This window comes from Brevundimonas sp. BH3, from assembly GCF_045345115.1.
Lineage (GTDB): Bacteria > Pseudomonadota > Alphaproteobacteria > Caulobacterales > Caulobacteraceae > Brevundimonas.
The window spans coordinates 1,998,062-2,014,212 of sequence record NZ_CP150796.1 but is presented as its reverse complement, the minus strand read 5'-3'; the positions used below and the strand labels follow the sequence as shown (position 1 = coordinate 2,014,212).

Sequence of the window (16,151 nt, the reverse complement as noted above, 5' to 3'; positions counted from 1 at the left end):
TTGCTGCGCCTTGTAGGCCTGTGCGTTGGTCTGTTGCTGGCTTCGGGTCTGGCTGCCGCTGTCATTTTGACGCCGCTTGATCTGAAGGGGCAGTGGATCTTTGCCTTTGGCATGATTGTGCCTATGGCGCTTTTGCAGTTTCGCCCTGCACGTCGCGCGACGCTGATCATTTGCCTGATCTCGCTTCTGGCCTCGACGCGCTACATATGGTGGCGTGCAACCAATACGCTGTCCTTCGATCAGCCTCTGGAACTGTTTCTCGGTGGCGGTCTGTTCCTCGCAGAACTGTTTGCGTGGCTGATCCACGTTCTGGGTCTGATGCAGACGGTCTGGCCTTTGCGCCGTCCGCCGGTGTCGATTGAAGGTGATGACGCCGATATGCCGACGGTCGATATCTATATCCCGACCTATAATGAAGATTTGTCGATCGTACAGAGCACCGTCTTTGCAGCCATGGCGATTGACTATCCGCACGACAAGCTGCGCGTCTATATTCTGGATGATGGGCGTCGTCCGGAGTTTCGACGTTTTGCCCAGTATGCGGGGTGTGGCTATCTGACCCGCTCGGATAACAAGCATGCCAAGGCAGGCAATATGAACGCAGCCCTGCCCAAGACGAATGGCGAACTGATCTGCATCTTCGACTGCGACCACGTGGCGACACGTGCCTTCCTGCAGATGACGGTGGGCTGGTTCCAGCGCGATCCGCAACTGGCACTTCTTCAGACGCCGCACCATTTCTATTCTCTCGATCCGGTCCAGCGTAACTTTACCCTTGTCGGCGATCTGCCGGGTGAGGGCGAACTGTTCTATGATGTGGTGCAGGATGGTAACGACTTCTGGAACGCCTCGTTCTTCTGCGGTTCGTGCGCGGTTATCCGCCGTTCGGCTCTGGACGATGTCGGCGGCTTTGCCGGCGAGACCGTTACCGAAGACGCCCACACTGCACTGAAGCTTCAGCGCAAGGGCTGGCGTTCGGGCTATCTGAATATCAAGCTGTCGGCAGGTCTGGCGACCGAGAAGCTGGCACTGCATATCGGTCAACGTGCGCGTTGGGCGCGCGGCATGACGCAAATGCTGCGCATCGATAACCCTTTGTTCGGTCCGGGTCTCAGCCTGCCTCAGCGGCTCTGCTATCTGAATGCGATGCTGCACTTCCAGTTTCCGCTGCCGCGCATCGTGTTCCTGACCTCGCCTCTGGCCTTCCTGCTGGCGGACCAGAGCGTGATCTTTGCCGCCGCTCCAATGATCTTTGCCTATGCGGCGCCGCACCTGTTCGGGGCGATGATCGCAACGCACCGTATTCAAGGTGGCAAACGCCGTCTGTTCTGGAGTGAAATTTATGAATCGCTTCTGGCCTTCCACCTGCTGCGCCCGACGCTGGAGACGCTGATCAACCCGAAGGGCGGTTCGTTTAACGTGACGGCCAAGGGCGGTGTGATTGATCGCTCCTTCTTCGACTACAGCAGTGTCGTGCCGCACATGTTTGTCATTGTGCTGCTGGTCATCGGGGTGGTGTTCGGCCTCGTCAAAATGTTCACGGGCTATGCCGAGGTGTGGACTGTGGTGATGAACCTGGCGTGGTCGGTGTTCAGCCTGTTGATCCTTATTTCTGCGGTTCTGATTGCGCGCGAGACCAAGCAACAGCGTCATGCTGTTCGCGTCGAGGCGGCATTGCCTGTGACCCTGTATTTCGACAGCGGTGCTCTGGTGGATACCGAAACCGAAGATGCCTCGATTGGCGGTCTGGCTGTTCGTATTCCGAAAGACATGGATATGGCCGACAAGGTCGTGACCGACGTCGCCATTCGCACAGCGGGCGAGAATCTCGTCTTGCCGGTCAAGGTGGCCGGCAAGAGTAACGGTGTGGTGCGTTTGAGCTTCGCCGATCTGACCTTTGAACAGCGCAGAGCTCTGAGTGTCGCGGTATTTGGCCGCTCTGATGCTTGGGAAGATGCTGATATTAAATTGGAAAATGCCATGGTGAAGGCCGCGTGATGTCCGACCGCAAGCAGCAAAACACACGTATGGCCCATCGTGTCGGTGTTTCGGCACTGGCTCTGTTCCTGGCTGTAACCCCTGTTGTCAGTGCTTCGGCGCAAACTGCGGCCGTGGCGCAAACCACGCCTTTGCAGAACCGCACGGGGGCTTCGACGACGGTCAATACCCGTCCGGCAGCCCCGGCGATGGTCGAACTGCTGGGGCAGGGGCAACGCCAACTGCGCGCCAGCCTGCGCGATCTGCAGGTTCGCCAGAGCGTGCGCCTTCAGGGTGTTCAGGGCGAGGTTGGTATTCCCTTTACCAGCCGTAACGACGAGGTCGTTAAATCCGGTAATCTGGTGCTGGACTTTGCCTATTCGCCGTCGATGCTCGAAGACCTCAGCAGCATAACGGTTCTGGTCAATGACGAGGTGGTGCGCAGCCTGCCTCTTCCGAAATCGGGTGCTGACGGCACGCGGGTTCAAATCCCGCTTGATCCGGCGCTGATCGTTCCGGGTGACAACAGGCTGAATCTTCGCTTGATCGGCCACTATACGCGCGATTGTGAAGACCCGCTTCACAGCAGCCTGTGGGCCAACATCAGCAATGTTCGCTCCTACCTCGATCTGCGCGTGCAGCGTCTGGGGATCGCACCTGATCTGCAGACCTTCCCTGCGCCGTTCTTTGACCAGTATGACGTCGCGCCGCTGAAGCTGCCTTTCGTCTTTGGTGCGGCTCCGTCGAATGGCGATCTGGAAGCGGCTGCGACCATGGCCAGTGCCCTCGGCGCAATGGCAAGCTATCGCGGCTTTGCCTTCCCGGCAGCATTCAACACCCTTCCTGATGGCGACGCTGTAGTCTTCATGACGCCGGACCAGATGGTTCCGGGTCTAGAGCGTACCATCAACGGTCCGTCTGTTGCCGTGGTCCGCCACCCTCGCGATCCTTACAGCTCGCTGTTGCTGATTATGGGACGCGATGCTGCCGAACTGAAACAGGCCGCTGCGGGCGTCGCCTATTCGCAGGGCAACCTCAAAGGTGATTTTGCCGATCTGACCGGCAGCTCGATCCCGACCTACATGCCCAACAGCGCCCCGCGCTGGGTCAATGTGAAAAAGGTCATGCAACTGGGTGAACTGGTTGAAGCGACCGATCTTGTCGGGATGGGGCTCCAGCCGGGCCGCCTGCAAGCGAACTTCCGTTTGCCGCCGGACCTGTTCTTCTGGCCGTCTGAAGGTGCCAAGCTCAAGAGCCACTACCGTTATCCGCGCGGCGAGTGGCTGGATACCCGTCGTTCGCGCCTCGATCTGACGGTGAACGGTCAATATATCCGCTCGCTACCGATCAAGACCCAGAATCTGTTTGGTTCTTTGGCTGCCGAAAAGGGTATCACCTCCGCCCAATCGACGGCTGTCACCACGCTTCCGGCCTATACATTGTTTGGCCAGAACGAACTGGGCTTCAACTACGACCTACAGGTGACCGATCCGGGCCAGTGCGTGGGACGTCTGCCGAACAATGTGCTGACGTCTATCGAACCGAACAGCACCGTCGACTTCCGTAGTGCGCACCATGCGGCACGCATGCCGAACCTGGCGCTGTTTACCGGCGGCGGCTTCCCGTTCACCCGTATGCCCGACCTTGCCGATACGGCTGTTTTAGTCGGCGAGAACATAACTGCGGGAGAGGTTGAGGCCTTCCTGCACCTGATGGGCCAGTTCGGTAACTCGACCGGTGTTCCGACCACGCGCCTGACGGTGATGCGTTCGGTTCAGCCAAGCCGTATGGCCGACAAGGACATTCTGGTGATTGGCCGTTCCGATCTGGCAAATCATCAGGCCCTGTTCGAGAAATCGCCTGTGCGTATTCGCGAGCGCCGTCTTGAGGTGACCCATCCGACGCCGTTGGAGCGTTTCTTCGGCTGGTTCACTCCGGGTGGCCGTCACGAGGCTGATGAAGCCACTCTGGCCGTGTCTTCTGCCAGCGGCTTCGAGGGTGTTACCAGCTTTGCCTCGCCGTTTACCAAGGACCGTCACGTGGTTGCGGTTCTGAGCAGCCAGACCTCGACCCTTCCTCAGATGACGAGCCTGCTGCCGACCGCAGACGCCAAGGCTCAAATCCGCGGGGACCTTGTCATCCGCAATGGTGACGAGTTCAAAGCCTTCCAGGTCAAGCCGACCAAGTGGCGGGGTGACCTGCCGTGGTGGCTTGCGATTGGATACTGGTTCAGCCAGCGCCCTGTCGTGATGGCCTTGGCGGCGCTGCTGGCGTCTATCATTGTCGGCTTCCCGCTTTACTATGCACTCAAGGCTCATGGCCGCAGACGACTGACGGGTAAGAAGGATGCGTAAAGTGAAGTCCATTCTTTCGGTAACGGTCGCTCTGGGGGCTATAGTCGCGGCCAGCAGCTTTCCGCTGGACCAGGCTGTAGCCCAGAACAATACGGCCAATGAACTGGTGCGTCAGGGTGATTTTTGGCGCGCCCGTGGTCGAAACGATCTGGCCGATCAGGCCTATAATCGTGCGCTGCAATTGGATCCCAATAACGCTGCGGCACGTCGTGGCCTCAGCGGTCCGGCTCCGGTTTCTCAGGAGCCACAGCCGTTGGTCCGTCGTGATACGGGTACACGTGTCGACACTGCGCCTGCTCAGGTCTCTGCACCACGTAGCAACCGCCAGAGTGCGACCTCCAGCGCTGCTGACCGTGCAGGCCGTTTGCGTGTTGCAGGCTATGCCGCGCTGGAACGCGGAGAATTGAGTACTGCCGCGAGCCAGTTCGAACAGGCGTTGTCGATCAATAGCCGCGATGCCGATGCGCTGGGTGGCTTGGGTATCGTGCGTCTTCGTCAGGATCGTTTCCGCGATGCGCGTGATCTGCTTGAGCGCGCAAGCCAGTCGGGCGGTGCGTCACGCTGGTCCGAGGCCCTGGCTTCGGCTCGCTTCTTTGCCGGTCTGGAAGATGCGGGCAGCAAAATCGATGCGGGCCAGATCGCACAGGCCCAGACGGCACTTCAGGGCCTGATTGCGTCTGCATCCGATGCCGAACAAAAGTCTCTGGCGGCGGTGCAGCTCGGCGACTTGCTTCTTGAGCAGGGCCGCTTTGGTGAAGCTCTGACAGCCTATTCACAAGCCAGTATCGGCCAGCCGCAGGTTGCATACAAGATCGCGCTAGCCGAAGCGGGAGAGGCGTCTGGTGCCGGTGATCCGCTGCGGGCCGAAGGGGCGTATCGCCGTGCCATCGAGAGTGGTGGTGCGACCGATCCATGGGCACGTTACGCCTTTGCGGGTTTCCTTCTAGAGCAGGGCCGTCGCAGTGATGCCGCCGCCATTATCCAGCCGTTGGAAACCTCCAGCCAGCTTGATGGACTCTACGCCGCTGCACTTTATTACAGTCAGGCCGACCGTCCGTCTGACGCTTCGCGCATACTGAACCGTATCCCCGAGGCTTCTCGCACCGCTGAAATGCGGGCGCTGGATGCCGAAATCCGCTTTATCGATATTGAACGTCAGGCCAAAGCCATGGCGGCGGCAGGCCGCATGTCCGATGCCATCGAAATGCTGGGCCGTTATGACTCGACCAGTGCCTCGGTGGGACAACAACTGCGTCTGGCCGGAACGTACCAGTCTATGGGGCTGACGGACCGTGCGGGCGTATTGGCCCGTTCGGCGGCACAGCAACCGGCATTGGCGTCCTCGCAGGTGGAGCCTCTGGTGCGCCTTCTGGCGCAGACCGGTCAGGACGATCTGGCGCTTCAGGTGATCCAGCGTTCTACGGGCGGTAACAGTTCATCGGTAGCGGCCTCGAACCTTTATTCGGTTTTGACGGTAGCCAGTGCGGATCGCCTGCGCGAGCAAGGCATGCATGCCGAAGCCTTTGATGTGCTGCAATCGGGTTGGAGCCTTGCACCGCAGAATACCGATATCCTCGTCTCGCTTGGTCGCCTCTATATGGCGGGCAATATGAGTGAAGAGGCAGTGCAGGTTTACGGCATGGCGTTGCAACGCTCGCCATCGAACTCTGCGGTATTGTCGGCTCTGGCGGATGCCCATTCGGCCCGTGGCGAAACGGGCAAGGCCCGTGATGTCTATCGTCGCCTGCTGCGTCAAAGCCCCGACGATGTTGAAGCCTATCTCACGGCAGCCCGTATCGAGCAGGCAGCGGGTGATCGCCGTGCGGCGCGACGCCTTCTGGAACAGGCCCAACGTCTGGGGGCACCGCAGGGTTTGGGCGAAGGAAGTGCTTTCACTGTCAACAACCCGTTCCGCTCGGCAGGCCAGTCGCTTGCTCCGGTTCAGGCAAACCCGTTCATGCCCGATACGTTGCGTGCGTCATCGCGTTCAACGCAGCAGATGGCAAGCCGCACGCCGGTTCAGCAAGCTCTGGCTGACCTGAGCGATGACGAAGCTCCACGTCTGGAAGCCAATATCCAGGCGCGTTCGCGTTCGGGCGAGGGTGGTCTCAGCAACCTCAGCAGCCTTTCGGCCAATATCAAGGGCACGCTGCCTGCAGGTCGTGGCCGCGTCGGTCTAGCGATCCAGCCCACTGTGATCGATGCCGGCGACATGAACCGCTCGGCTCGCGCACGATTTGGCCGCAACGCTACGGCAGAAGCGCTGGCCATTGTGGCACAGGAACCCACGGTTCTGGCTGCCAATGACAGCCAGTATGCGTCGGGTGTTGTTATCAGTGCCTCCTATGAAGATGAAAACTTCCAGATCGATGTTGGCACTACGCCGCTCGGTTTCGAGAGAACCGACGCGCAAGGCGGCTTCATCTGGCGTCCGCGCATAGGAACGAATGGCGCGTTCAAGGTCTTTGCAGAGCGTCGCCCTGTAACCGATAGTGTCCTGTCCTATGCCGGTGCAGTTGATCCGGTTAGTGGCGAAGTCTGGGGCTCGGTCATGAAGACCGGCGGCGGCTTTGGCCTGAGTTGGGAGCGTGACGGCACGGGACTTTATGGCGATGTGGCCTACCGCGTTTATGCAGGGCAGGGCGTAGAGGACAACAATGCGCTCGAGATGAATCTCGGGGGCTATCGTCGGGTCTATTTGGGTGATGAACTGAGCGTCACCGCGGGTCTGGCGATGAACTATCAGTCGTTTGACGAGAATTTGAGCTATTTCACGCTCGGTCATGGCGGCTATTTCAGCCCCCAGAGTTTTGTCAGCCTGTCGTTCCCTGTCGATGTGCGCTGGCAGTCGGGTGACTGGATGATCAATGCCAACATCACTCCGGGCTATCAGACCTACCAGCAGGACAGGGCATTACTCTATCCGCTGGATCCGGCGGCTCAGGGACAGCTTGATGCGCTTAAGGCGCTGAATGATGATGTGCGTTCTTACTATGATAGCCAGAACCGCAGCGGCTTTGCCTTCTCGGGCGGGCTTGAGGTCTGGCAACGTCTGGGAACGACTTCCATGGGTGGCGAGGCCCGTATGAACACCTTCGGCAATTACGACGAGTATCGGATGGAGCTGAAGATCAAACAGCCGTTCGGGAGCAGCTATTGATTTCGACTTCTGCTGAAACCCTGATCTCGGTGGCCATACTGTCCGAGATCAGGAGCCGGCTGGGCCACGGGTCAGATGACTTTATCGTGGCGGTTGGCGAGCGCATAGGCGCGGCCTGTTCGTTTGATTTCAACGGCGGGCTTGAGCCCTTTACCGTGGCCATGAATGACATCTGGGCCGAACTGGGCTTCGGAATGGTGTCTATGTCCATGGAGCGGGGCGGACTTTTGATCCGCCACCAATTGCCGCACCAAGGACAGGATTCTTCGGTATGGAGAGATACTCTGCCATTGCTGGTTGAAGGGGTGTACCGTAGCTGGTTCCATCACTTCAGCACGCATGGCACCTTATCACGTATCTCTTCATCAGGAAGCGAACTTGAGTTCATTTTTTCGGAGTGATCGCAGGCTTTTTCTTGCGATGATGGCGGCATTGGTTGTGGCTCCATCTGCCTGTGCGCAGGACCTCGACAAGGCGCTGTGGACGCAATACCGGCAGTCATTCATTGCGAATGATGGTCGTGTTATGGATACCGGCAACGGGAATGTCAGTCATTCCGAAGGGCAGGGGTTTGCGCTGTTGCTGGCGCTGGCTGCCAATGACCGCAGCACCTTCGATACTATGCTGCGCTGGACAGAAACGCATCTGGTTCGCAGCGACAGCGGCCTTTATGCATGGCGTTATCACCCATCGAATACGCCGCCTGTGTCTGATCCTAACAATGCGACCGATGGCGACATTCTGATCGCTTGGGCGCTGCTGCTGGCGTTCGAGCGCTGGAACGAGCAAGCCTATGCCGAGCGCTCCATGAGCTTGCGCGCCGCGATCCTTCGCGAAGTGACCGTTAGCCATGCGGGCAAACGACTGCTGTTGCCGGGGCGTATTGGTTTCACCGGCGAAGCTGGCGTGGTGGCAAACCTGTCCTATTATGTCTGGCCCGCACTGGATACCTTTGCCCGTCACGAACCAATGTGGAATGACATCATCAGCGATGGTCTGGACCTGCTGACTCGCTCGCGCTTTGGGCAGTGGCAATTGGTACCCGACTGGACATTGATCGGTGATGACGGCTCTGTGTCGCCTGCAGCGGACAAGCCAGCACGTTTCGGCTTCGACGCTGTGCGTGTGCCGCTTTATCTGCTTTGGTCTGGACGAACCACTGAACTTAAAACCTTCCGCGACTATTGGCGCGAGACAGAAAAGGTTTCGGGCTGGCCGGCATGGATTGATGTGGTCAGCGGCGAGACTGCGCCATATCCTTTGTCAGGCGGTGGTCAGTCGATTGCCAATATTACGATTGGCCGCGCGCTTCCGAACAAGTCAGCCTCGAATGACTACTATTCGGAAAGCCTGAAGTTGCTGGCGCATCTGGGCAAGAAGGCCAGCGCTAGCGCACGCTGATCCGTGGGGGCTGACAGTCTAACGCTAAAAAGTCTCCACTTGGTTTGAAGGGTGGGGGTTTTCATGTCTGGCTTATCGTTCAAGCGTCACCGGTTTCCAGGATCGGTCATTTGTCAGGCGGTGCGTTGGTATTTTCGGTTCACACTGAGCATTCGCGACGTTGAAGAATTGATGGCGGAGCGCGGGATAGACGTTAGCCGCGAAGCTATCCGGTGTTGGGTGAATAAGTTTGGGCCAATGATTGCTGCGAACATTCGCCGAATCGTAATCGTCCGACGGGCCGTTGGCATTTGGACGAAGCGGTTGTCAGGATCCGCGGTCGCCGAATGTATCTATGGCGTGCGGTCGATGATGAGGGCGAAGTGCTTGATGTACTGGTTCAAAAGCGACGCAACAAGCACGCGGCTTTGAAGTTGCTGCGGCGTTTGCTCCGCAACACAGGCGTTCATCCGGAAGCTATCGTGACGGATAAACTTGCGTCTTATCGCGCGGCGATGAAAGTCCTGAATCTTCAAGGGCGTCATCATCCAGGCGGGATGCGCGAGAACAATCGCGCCGAGAATTCTCACCTCGTTATTCGCCGACGAGAGCGAAAGCAGCAGAGGTTTAAATCGCAGGGTTCAGCCCAGCGATTTCTCTCCAGCCACGGCCCGATTTACAACGTCTTCAATCTTCAACCGCACCTGATTTCCCGATCTGGCCTTCGCGTGCTGCGAGGTCAGGCCGAAACCGCTTGGTCGGCAGCAACGCAAGGGGCCTGAAATCGGCAATGGGAGGGCTGCTTTTGGCTCAATCCAGTTAACTTGTCAGCACCGAGTGGGCTGTGCAAGTATCGGTAATGTCGGGGGTATTTTCGGATGTTCCGCATAGCCCGCTTTAGCGGGCGAATAGATGGCGGGAAGATATGGATTCGAAGCTGAGATATAGTTTTGGCTGCAAGCCGCGGATATGTCGCGGCTTAAAGTATCCAAAACATACCTTAGAGATTATGATGAAGTATATAGCCAGTTTTATTGGGAATATTCATAAATTGCTCAGTCTCTGATGTAGATTTTAAGTAAACATGACTAGTGTGTGCTTAATTATACTTACTAGTTGTTGTTGAATAGATGGCGGAAGAGGTGGGATTCGAACCCACGGTAGGCTCTCACCTACGCCGGTTTTCAAGACCGGTGCCTTAAACCGCTCGGCCACTCTTCCGTCGGGCGCTTGGGGCGCAAACCTTGCGAGTCAGCGGCGAGTCGCAAGTGAGCGCAGTGCTTAGCGGGAAAAGTGTCGCGGGCTCAAGTCGAAAACAGCTAATGTTTGTTAACCAAACTCCAAGCTTGCCGTGGGCAAGGTGGGGTATGCAGTCGGTAATATTCCCCCTTTCGCCGCCTTTGAGGTCCAGAAACGCCAGTAAAGGTGCGTTTCGAGCCGTCTTGATGTTGTCTGCCGTGGTTAGTTTGACAGCCTGTGCGTCCGCCGGAGGAGGCAAGGGCGGGGCTCTGCCACGTGATATTCCGTCGGTAAGTGAACCGGCCCCTTTCGTGTCGGGTACGATGCGCCCCTATACGATCCGCGGGCGTACCTATCGTCCGGCCGAACAGCCTGATTATAACGAGACAGGTCAGGCCTCCTGGTACGGTCAGTATCATCACGGACGTTCGACCTCGACGGGTGAACGGTTCGACATGAATGCGCTAACGGCGGCGCATAAAACCTTGCCGCTGCCCAGCATGGTCGAGGTGACAAATCCCGCCAATGGCCGCCGTGTATTGTTGCGGGTAAATGATCGCGGGCCATTTGTGGACAACCGTATTATCGACCTGTCACGCGGAGCGGCCGATGCCTTGGGTCTGCTCAATCAGGGTGTCGGAGAGGTGAGGGTGCGCTATGCGGGCCGTGCTCCACGCTCGGGTGGCGGGATGCGGTTGGCTGATGTGGGTAGCCGTGCTGCCAACCCGCCAGTAGAGCGGGTACCCGCGCCTTCTAACGCCTCTTCTTCAACCGCACGCCCCTATCATGAAGTGGTGCGTGATCAACCGCGCCAAGCGACACCGGCGCGTTCTTCATCGCGGCCAAGCACAACGCCGAACTACCCACGCACACGCCGTGATGTGCCGATCCCGGATCAGCCCTTGCCCCCGTTGATGCCGCCGCGTGATGCTCCACTTGTGGCAGCGAAACCTGTGCCGGTTCCTGTGCCTGTATATACACCTCCTCCGCCTCCTCCTCCGCCCACGTCTGCGTCGGTTCAGGCCAGTGGTCCTTACCGTGTGCAGGTCATGTCATTTGACGAGCGGGCTTTTGCCGATGGCATTGCGCGACGGGTCGGCGGTGATGCAGTTGTGGAAAGTTTCGAACGTAGCGGACGCACACTTTATCGCGTGATTGTAGGCTCCGGTGCCGATCGGGAAGGGGCCGAGCGGCTGCGTCAGGCTATCATTGCACGCGGTTTTGCGGATGCGTTGTTGATAGCCGACTGAATCGGGGTGACTTCCGGCGCGGGCGCAGCCATTGTGCGTCGGTGCGAGGCAGATTCATTACATTCGAGGGCGGCGAAGGTGCCGGTAAGACCACGCAGGCGCGCCTGCTGGCCGAGCGCCTGCGCGAGCGTGGCATAGACACCGTGCAGACGCGCGAACCGGGCGGATCGCCCGGTGCCGAGGAAATTCGGGCCATCGCCGTTTCCGGTGACGCCGAACGCTGGTCGGCGCGGACTGAAACCCTGCTGATGTATGCGTCCCGTTCGGACCATCTGGAGCGCAAAATCCTTCCTGCGCTGGAAGAAGGTAAGTGGGTAGTCTGTGACCGCTTTGCCGATTCCAGCCGTGCCTATCAGGGGGCCGGCGGCGGTGCGCCCGAAAGCCTGATCGAGGCGCTGGACAAACACGTTGTCGGTGACAATCAACCCAACCTGACGGTTGTGTTCGATATTCCGGTCGAGGTGGGCTTGGAGCGTGCCTTTGGTCGTGGCCTGTTCGAGACGCGTTTCGAATCCAAGGGGCTGGAGTTCCATCAGAAGTTGCGCGAGGGCTTCCTTGCTGTGGCCGAGCGCCATCCCGAGCGTTGTGTGGTGCTGGATGCCACCGGCGAGGTTGAAGAGGTTGCCGAGCGGCTCTGGGCCGTGGTGGAGGAGCGGCTGCTTTGAGCGAGCATCCGCGTGATCGATACGACCTTGTTCCCGACCTAAAGGCGGAAGAAGCCTTTCTTGACGCTTTAGGGCGCGGACGGCTTCACCATGCGTGGCTGTTATGTGGGGTCGAGGGCGCGGGTAAGGCGAGCTTTGCCTATCGTGCCGCACGTCGTTTGTTGGGGGCTGCGTCGGATTCCTCGCGGGGACCACTGGGGGCGTCGCCCCGTGACCCGGTATCGCGTCTGGTTGCGGCCCAGGCGCACCCGGATCTTCTGGTACTGGAACGCATAGTCGAGGGCGGAAAAACCAAGAAAGCGATCTCGGTCGATCAGGCCCGCCAACTGCCGGAGTTCTTTTCCAAGAGTCCGTCGCAAGCCAAATATCGCGTAGCGATTATCGATGCGGCGGATGACTTGAATATCAATGCCGCAAATGCCCTGTTGAAGATTCTCGAGGAACCGCCTGAAAGCGGCGTGCTGTTCCTTGTGACCCATGCGCCCGGGCGGTTGCTGGCGACTATTCGCTCGCGTTGTCGTCGTTTGAGTTTTCCGGTTTGGACCGAGGCGAAACTGGCCGAACTGGTGCAGCAGCGGACACAGGTGTCGTGGGAAGAGGCCGAAAGCGCAGCCTCAATGGCCGGTGGATCTCCGGGCGCGGCGCTCAGTCTGGCCTCAGGGCCTCTGTTCGAAATGGACCAGTTGGCCCGCATGATTGTCGAGGGTGCAGGGCTGGACCGTAAGGAAGAGCTGGACCTTTCAGGCAGTTTTCGCGGGGCAGAGGGCGCGGTGCGTTTTGACGCACTGATGGATCGTCTGATTGCCACAGTTAAGCGGCATGCTGCGGAAACGGGCGGGCGAGAGGGAGCGCGCTGGGCGGAACTTTGGGGCCGCCTGTCGGAAATGCCCGAACGGGCCGCCGGATTGAATATGGATAAAGGTGATGTGCTGCTGGGTGCGCTGGCAGACATCGCGCGTACCAAGGCTTTGCACTGAACCATGCTGATCGATAGTCACGTTAATCTTCACGCCCCGCAGTTTGACGAGGACCGCGACGAGGTGATTGCTCGCGCCCGCGAGGCCGGCGTGGAGATGATGGTCGAGATTTCGGACAAGCTGTCGACCTTTGAGGCGACGCACGCGCTGGCCATGACGCACTCCGATATCTGGTGCACGGTGGGGGTCCATCCGCACGAGGCCAAGGATTATGCGGACTTGAAGGCCGATACCCTGATCGAACTGGCACAGCGTGATCGTGTGGTGGGTATTGGCGAGTGCGGCCTTGATTTCCACTATGATCTCAGCCCGCGCGACATTCAGGCCAATGTGTTTCGCCAGCACATCATCGCGGCGCGTGAAACGGGGTTGCCGCTGATCGTGCATACGCGCGAAGCGGATGATGTCTGTGCGGCGATCCTTAAGGAAGAAATGGCGATCGGGCCGTTCAAATTCCTGATGCACTGCTATACCAGCGGTCAGGAACTGGCCGATATTGCTCGTGAACTCGGGGCGTGGTTCTCGGTTTCGGGGATTGCGACATTTAAGGCCGCCGAAGACGTGCGCGATGTCATCCGCACAATGCCGAACGAGCGGATTATCGTTGAAACCGACTGTCCGTATCTGGCCCCGATTCCATATCGCGGGCGTCGTAATGAACCGGCCTATATCAGCCACGTTCTGGCTAAGCTGGCCGAGGTGCGTGGCTGGTCGCCCGAGGAGGCGGATCGTCTGACGACAGACGCCTTCTTTGGTCTGTTCCATTCTATTCCGAGGCCGTAACGCTATGGCGGACACGCTGGAAGTCGTCATTCTGGGGTGTGGATCCTCCGGCGGGGTACCGCGCGGTGATGGCAACTGGGGTGCATGCGATCCACAAAATCCGCGTAATCTGCGGACGCGCTCTTCGGCTCTGTTCCGGCGTATTGGTTCAGATGGCGTCACGAATGTCGTGGTCGATACCTCGCCAGAGTTTCGCCAGCAGATGGTGATGGCGGGCGTAAAGCATCTGGATGCGGTGCTTTATACCCACGACCACGCCGACCAGACGCATGGCATTGACGATATCCGCGTCTTCTTCATTCAGGGTGGTCAGCGCATTCCGGTCTGGCTGGATCAGGCCACCTATGACTCGCTGATGAAGCGGTTCGGCTATGTGTTCGAGTTCCAGAACAATTACCCGGCCATTGCCGAGGCGCATCTGATCCCGCCGCACGGTACGCGTTGGTCGGTGGACGGGGCAGGGGGTGCTGTGCCCGTTGTGACCTTTGATCAGGCACACGGAAATATCCGTGCTGTGGGTTATCGCATTGGTGGCCATAACGGCACGGGCGGGGTGGTCTATTCGCCGGACGTTTCCGATCTTGATGAAACTGCTATCGAGGCCGTGCGCGGGGCGGATTTGTGGATCGTGGATGCGCTGCGTTATCACCCGCATCCGACCCATGCCCATCTGGACAAGACGCTGGGCTGGATCGCGGATGCGGGCGTCAAACGCGCGGTCCTGACCAATCTGCATATCGATATGGACTATGAGACGCTTAACAAGCGTCTGCCTGCAGGTGTTGAAGCCGGTTTTGACGGCTGGACGGCCCGTTTCCCGCTGGATTGAGCCACGCAGCGGACAACTCTCGTTACCTGTCAGGGCGATGGCTTTACCCGCGTTCCCATAGGTGCGACCCCATAGGCCATCTGCGATTCCCGCTATGGGAGCCGAGCAGGGCAGTTTGGAGTGATGAATGTCCGGCTTTGTTGAAAGCCTGCGTTTGGAAAACGCAGCGGGTTGGGATGGCTGCGTTAAGCACCGCTATGTCGATGAACTACTGGCAGGCACCATCTCTGACCAGGTGATGGGCCGCTATCTGGTTCAGGATCACCGTTTCATTGATGCCTTTGTGACGTTGGTCGGCGCGGCAGTGGCCTCGGCGGATCAGTTCGAGAGCCGCCTGCGTCTGGGTCGTTTTCTCGGCATGGTATGCAGCGACGAGAATGACTATTTCATCCGCTCGTTTGCGGCGCTGGGTATCGGCGATGAACGCCATGATATCCCTGATGCGGTTCCGACGGCGGGCTTTAAGGCCCTGATGAAGGAAGCTGCGGCTACGCGTTCCTATGCGGCCATTATGGCCGTGCTGAACGTGGCCGAAGGGCTTTATCTGGACTGGGCGCAACGCCTTGATGGCCCGATGCCAGAAAATTTCATCCATGCAGAATGGATTGTCCTGCACGACAACCCGTTCTTTGTAGACTTCGTGACCTTCCTGAAAGGCGAACTGGACCGTGTTGGTCCCGCCGAGGCCGATGTGGCCCGCGACTTCTTCCGACGCGCGGTCGATCTCGAACTGGCCTTCTTTGACGCTGCCTATGAGGGAGATGCGTAATGGATTTCTTCGACCGTCTGAAAGCGGCTGCCCATGATGACTGGCAGTCCTATGTGGACCACGAATTCGTGCGCGGTATGGGCGACGGCACCCTGCCGCATGAGGCATTCAAAGCCTATCTGGTACAGGACTATTTGTTCCTGATCCATTTCAGCCGCGCCTGGGCGCTGGCAGCCTATAAGGCGCGCACGCTTCAGGATTTGAAGGCGGCGCAGGATACGCTGTCGGCCATTTTGAACGAGATGAACCTGCATCTTCGCCTGTGCGAGCGCTGGGGCTTGTCGGCAGCAGCGGTCGAGGCCGAGGAAGAGCATCCGGCCAATGTCGCCTATACCCGTTATGTGCTGGATTGCGGGATGTCGGGCGACTTGCTGGATATGCATGTGGCCCTCAGCCCGTGCGTGATCGGTTATGCCGAAATCGGCAAGGCGCTGGCTCCCAACGGTGTGGAAGCTCTAGCGGATCATCCGTATCACGAATGGATCGGCGAATATGCGGGCGAGGGCTTCCAGTCCGCTGCCACCGCCGCGCGCGCAACACTGGACCGACTGGCCCAGCGCGGTGTGTCGGAAGAACGCTTTGCCGAGTTGGCAAAAATCTTTGCCATGGCCTCACGCCTAGAAGCCGCCTTCTGGCAGATGGGCTTGGATCTGGGCGCTCAAAATAAGACTGCCTAAACAGGCAGGATCAAGAGCGGGGGCGTTTGAAACGGCTTGATCGAGTATATGCTCCGGTCGCCCTCTTGCTGACCGTCTGGAACTGTCGGCA

At 58.9% G+C, this 16,151-nt stretch carries 12 protein-coding genes, 1 tRNA gene and 1 pseudogene; 13 read left to right on the top strand and 1 reads right to left on the bottom strand.

Annotation, left to right across the window (positions count from 1 at the left end; all coding sequences use genetic code 11):
- The 6 genes and pseudogenes from bcsA (at position 1) to WEU32_RS09885 (ending at position 9,653) form a co-directional block, all read left to right on the top strand.
- Positions 1-1,998, top strand: a complete 1,998-nt coding sequence (gene bcsA / locus WEU32_RS09910) for a UDP-forming cellulose synthase catalytic subunit (protein ID WP_406851772.1) — start codon at positions 1-3, stop codon at positions 1,996-1,998.
- Complete coding sequence (gene bcsB, locus WEU32_RS09905) at positions 1,998-4,331, top strand: cellulose biosynthesis cyclic di-GMP-binding regulatory protein BcsB (protein ID WP_406851771.1); 2,334 nt, start codon at positions 1,998-2,000, stop codon at positions 4,329-4,331. The genes bcsA and bcsB overlap by 1 nt, the downstream gene beginning before the upstream one ends.
- 1 nt (position 4,332) lies before the next feature.
- Complete coding sequence (locus WEU32_RS09900) at positions 4,333-7,491, top strand: cellulose synthase subunit BcsC-related outer membrane protein (RefSeq protein WP_406851770.1); 3,159 nt, start codon at positions 4,333-4,335, stop codon at positions 7,489-7,491.
- Positions 7,488-7,892: a cellulose biosynthesis protein BcsD gene (gene bcsD, locus WEU32_RS09895; RefSeq protein WP_406851769.1), complete on the top strand. Its 405-nt coding sequence runs from the start codon at positions 7,488-7,490 to the stop codon at positions 7,890-7,892. Before WEU32_RS09900 ends, bcsD begins: the two co-directional genes overlap by 4 nt.
- Before the next feature lie 37 nt (positions 7,893-7,929).
- The gene (locus tag WEU32_RS09890; RefSeq protein WP_406851768.1) at positions 7,930-8,892 is read left to right on the top strand and encodes a glycosyl hydrolase family 8; all 963 of its coding nucleotides are present in this window, start codon (positions 7,930-7,932) and stop codon (positions 8,890-8,892) included.
- A gap of 63 nt (positions 8,893-8,955) precedes the next feature.
- A pseudogene (locus WEU32_RS09885) lies at positions 8,956-9,653 on the top strand (IS6 family transposase).
- Between the two features lie 349 nt (positions 9,654-10,002).
- Here WEU32_RS09885 and WEU32_RS09880 read toward each other — a convergent pair.
- Positions 10,003-10,092 (bottom strand) — tRNA-Ser (locus WEU32_RS09880).
- A 329-nt stretch (positions 10,093-10,421) separates the two neighbouring features.
- Between WEU32_RS09880 and WEU32_RS09875 the strand changes: the two genes are divergently transcribed.
- The 7 genes from WEU32_RS09875 (at position 10,422) to tenA (ending at position 16,060) form a co-directional block, all read left to right on the top strand.
- Positions 10,422-11,360, top strand: a complete 939-nt coding sequence (locus tag WEU32_RS09875; protein ID WP_406851767.1) for a septal ring lytic transglycosylase RlpA family protein — start codon at positions 10,422-10,424, stop codon at positions 11,358-11,360.
- Positions 11,361-11,401: 41 nt separating this feature from the next.
- The gene (tmk, locus tag WEU32_RS09870) at positions 11,402-12,025 is read left to right on the top strand and encodes a dTMP kinase (protein ID WP_312136505.1); all 624 of its coding nucleotides are present in this window, start codon (positions 11,402-11,404) and stop codon (positions 12,023-12,025) included.
- Positions 12,022-13,002, top strand: coding sequence for a DNA polymerase III subunit delta' (locus WEU32_RS09865; RefSeq protein WP_406851766.1), 981 nt, complete (start codon positions 12,022-12,024; stop codon positions 13,000-13,002). Before tmk ends, WEU32_RS09865 begins: the two co-directional genes overlap by 4 nt.
- Positions 13,003-13,005: 3 nt before the next feature.
- Positions 13,006-13,785 carry a TatD family hydrolase gene (locus WEU32_RS09860; protein WP_312136508.1) on the top strand — a complete coding sequence of 260 codons (780 nt, stop codon included), beginning with the start codon at positions 13,006-13,008 and terminating at the stop codon, positions 13,783-13,785.
- A 4-nt stretch (positions 13,786-13,789) separates the two neighbouring features.
- Positions 13,790-14,614: an MBL fold metallo-hydrolase gene (locus WEU32_RS09855; RefSeq protein WP_406851765.1), complete on the top strand. Its 825-nt coding sequence runs from the start codon at positions 13,790-13,792 to the stop codon at positions 14,612-14,614.
- 127 nt (positions 14,615-14,741) lie between these two features.
- Positions 14,742-15,383 carry a TenA family protein gene (locus tag WEU32_RS09850; RefSeq protein WP_406851764.1) on the top strand — a complete coding sequence of 214 codons (642 nt, stop codon included), beginning with the start codon at positions 14,742-14,744 and terminating at the stop codon, positions 15,381-15,383.
- Positions 15,383-16,060: a thiaminase II gene (tenA, locus tag WEU32_RS09845; protein ID WP_406851763.1), complete on the top strand. Its 678-nt coding sequence runs from the start codon at positions 15,383-15,385 to the stop codon at positions 16,058-16,060. The genes WEU32_RS09850 and tenA overlap by 1 nt, the downstream gene beginning before the upstream one ends.
- The last annotated feature ends 91 nt before the right edge of the window (positions 16,061-16,151 follow it).